Raw genomic sequence first — 3,330 nt, 5'->3', positions numbered from 1 at the left:
ATCTGAGAATATATAAGAATAAAAGGCTAGATCTATAATAGGTGATTATATTTGGTCTGGCAATAGCCATATTTGGAAGCAGGCGGTTTTTGACATTTCACTTGCCTGTTCTCTTGATAAGCATATCTTAGCAACAAAACAAAGCGAGCTTCTCATGATCATATTACCCGATACTCATATGATCTTAACAGAGAGAGTATACTCCACCCAGGTCAGGGAAAGCCAGATATGGCTCTTCGGTTTCAAGGCACTGAAAGTTATTCATCAAACAAAGAGCTATCAGAATAGAAAAAGATTGATGTTCAGGCTGGAACGATGGGTATTCTCCCGATCTGGAGAGTAACGGTGATGGGCGGCATCCAAAGGCAGCGCGTTTTCCTGGATGTTTTTTCGATCCACTCGTTTATACTGGGGTTGGCTATCCGTTGGATTATCCTATCCCTGAAGCTCAGCTCCCGTGGTTTCTGGGAATAGTTGGCCTTGGTGCTGCATGGCTTCTTGGTCAAGGCGACGAGGAGCGTCTCAGACCAGGAAGAGGCTGGCAAGAGAGGGAGAGAGAACGAACCAGGCAGAGCCGGCCCTCCCCTGCCGCCGAGGGCTGGATCTCGCTGGCTGCAATCAGCGTCGAACTGCTCCCGCCCCTGGTTTAGGGAAGGCGCTCCAGGCGGGCATAATCCAGGCTCAGGCGCTTTTTGCCATGCTTCCCCTGAAATTGCACTTCGACAAACTCGGAGCCACCTTCCAGCTCACTCTTGAGCACAATACCCTGACCAAAGAGATGGTGCAGCACGCGATCGCCGGGCTGGAAGCGCGGGGTTGCTGGGGTGGCGGAGACATCGGAGGAGGAAGGCGCGAAGGTCGTGTCTGCAGGCACAGAGCGGCGTAGGCGGGAGCCAGTGCTGGTACCGCCATAACCGGCGCGAGGATCATGGTCATAGCCTTCATAGCGCTCCCAGGCTGAGGGCTGGCGCAGTGAGCTACGGGACCCCAGGGTACCCGGGCCAGAAGCAAAGAGGTCAGGGGGAATGTCGGCAAGAAAGCGCGACGGCTCCGTATAGACCACATCGCCGAAATATGAACGGCGACGGGCGCGCACTAAATAGAGGCGGCGCATGGCGCGCGTGAAACCGACGTAGGCCAGGCGACGCTCTTCCTCCAGTTGCTCAGGAGAATCAATAGAGCGCCCATGTGGCAGGATGCCCTCATCCAGTCCGACGATGAAGACCACCGGGAACTCCAGGCCTTTGGCCGCATGCAACGTAATCAGCGTGACCGCATCTTGATCCTCTTCATGGAAGAGGGTACCCTCCTCGCCGGTTTGCACCACGTCGGCCCCACCCACAAGGGCCACATTCTCCAGAAACAGCTCCAGAGCCAGCGAGGTTTCGAGCTCGGCATAGTCCTCAGCCACGCGACGCAGCTCCAGGATATTGCTCCAGCGCTCCTCACCTTCGGGAGAAGAGCGCAGCTCGGGACCATAACCAGTGCGCTCTGCCACACGGTCTAGAAGCTCTGGCAGACGCAGCTCCGCCACGGCAGCGCGCAGTTCTTCAAGTAGCTGAGCAAACTGCTGCAAGGCATTCTTGGCGGCTCGTCCCAAGGTCGGATGATCCTCACTGCGTTGTAGGGCGGCATAGAGCGAAAGCTGCTCTTCGCGCGCCCAGCGCTGCAGCTCGCCCAGCGACTTTGGACCGATCTTGCGGTTAGGAACATTGATAATGCGCTGCAGGCTCAGATCGTCGTGGGGATTGAGCAGCAGGCGCAGGTAGGCCAGCATGTCCTTGACTTCTTTGCGCTCATAGAATTTGCGGCTGCCAATAACCTTATAAGGAATGTTGGCCCGCAGAAACTGCTCTTCAAGGACACGCGACTGAGCATTGGTACGATACATGACGGCGATCTCGCCGCGATGGGCTACCTCGCCACGGGCCAGCAGCTTGAGAATCTCATCGGCAACGTACAGCCCTTCGGCCTCATCGTTATAGGCTTCGTGGTAGATCAGCTTCTCGCCCTGGCCAAGCGCCGTCCACAGTCTTTTCTCCTTGCGGGCCGTGTTGCGCCGTACTACGCACTGTGCAGCATCAAGGATATATTGCGTCGAGCGATAGTTTTGCTCCAGCAGGATGACACGCGCCTCGGGGAAATCGCGTTCAAAGGCCTGGACGTTCTCGGCGCTGGCGCCCCGCCAGCTATAGATCATCTGGTCGTCGTCGCCAACCACGCAGACATTGCCGCTGCCCCCAGGCCGCTCGTAGCTGCCCCGACCCAGCAGGCGAATCAGCTTATACTGTGGAATGTTGCAGTCCTGGAACTCGTCGACATGGACATACCGCCAGCGCTGTTGATATCGTTCCAGGGCCTCCGGTTCTGTGCGCCAGAGCTGCTCGGTGAGCATCAGGAGATCGTCAAAGTCGACGCTGTTATTGGCCCGCAGAAGCTGCTGATAGCGCCGGTAGACGCGAGCGGCCACCTCCTCGGTATAACGGCGAGCCTGCTCAGCCATCTGGTAGGGAGAGAGCATAGCGTTTTTGGCGCGCGAAATCAAGGCATGAATCAGTGAGACACGATACTGCTTCTCATCGAGGTCAAGCTCGCGCAGAGCCTGCTTGATCATGGCCGCCTGATCATCAGTGTCGAGGATCACAAAGGAGCGCGTTAGGCCAAGCGGCGCCAGCAGCTCCGCCTCAGCGCGCAGCACACGAGCGCAGATGGCGTGGAAGGTACCAATATACATCTCACGGGCCTCGCTTAGGCCCACTAACCTTTCCAGGCGTTCCTGCATCTCGCGGGCGGCTTTATTCGTAAAGGTCACGGCCAGAATGTGCCAGGGCGGCACGCCCCGGCAGCGCACCAGGTAGGCAATGCGGTGGGTGATAACGCGCGTCTTGCCACTGCCGGGACCGGCCAGGATCAGTAGCGGCCCTTCAGTAGTGGTGACGGCCTCTCGCTGTGGCCCATTGAGGCCGGCCAGTATCTCCTGTTCCAGATCGGTATACTCAGGCATCGGTCGATCCAGGTTTATCGCGTCTGCGTGTGTGCTGCAAAGGCGAGTGTTGAAGGTGAGTAGGTGACGTACTTGGCTCGCGTCGCGGCTGGCGCCCCACCTTGGTCGGGAGCGTCGATGTTTCGGGCTTTTATTGTAGCGCATTCTGGCCACGGGCACAAGCGTGGCCAGGCTACCCCCTGACTTCTGGCCCTTGCCCTTAGTGGGGACTGGCCTACCCTCGTAACGAGCTCCCTTATGCCCCCAGTTGCGTCCACGGGACGCCCTCCTCAGACTTTGCCCTTGACAGTTGGCGAAAACTATATTATCAATATATTTGATATGTT

1 protein-coding gene is annotated in these 3,330 nt (G+C 57.5%); it reads right to left on the bottom strand.

What is annotated here, in order from left to right; all coding sequences use genetic code 11:
- Positions 1 to 646 precede the first annotated feature (646 nt).
- Positions 647 to 3,004, bottom strand: coding sequence for an ATP-dependent helicase (locus tag IRZ24_RS18460; protein ID WP_297167608.1), 2,358 nt, complete (start codon positions 3,002 to 3,004; stop codon positions 647 to 649).
- Positions 3,005 to 3,330: the final 326 nt, after the last annotated feature.

The organism is Thermogemmatispora sp., from assembly GCF_019683755.1.
Classification (GTDB): Bacteria; Chloroflexota; Ktedonobacteria; order Ktedonobacterales; family Ktedonobacteraceae; genus Thermogemmatispora.
Note: the sequence above shows the minus strand (reverse complement) of the source record. Positions and strands in the feature narration are given on the sequence as shown.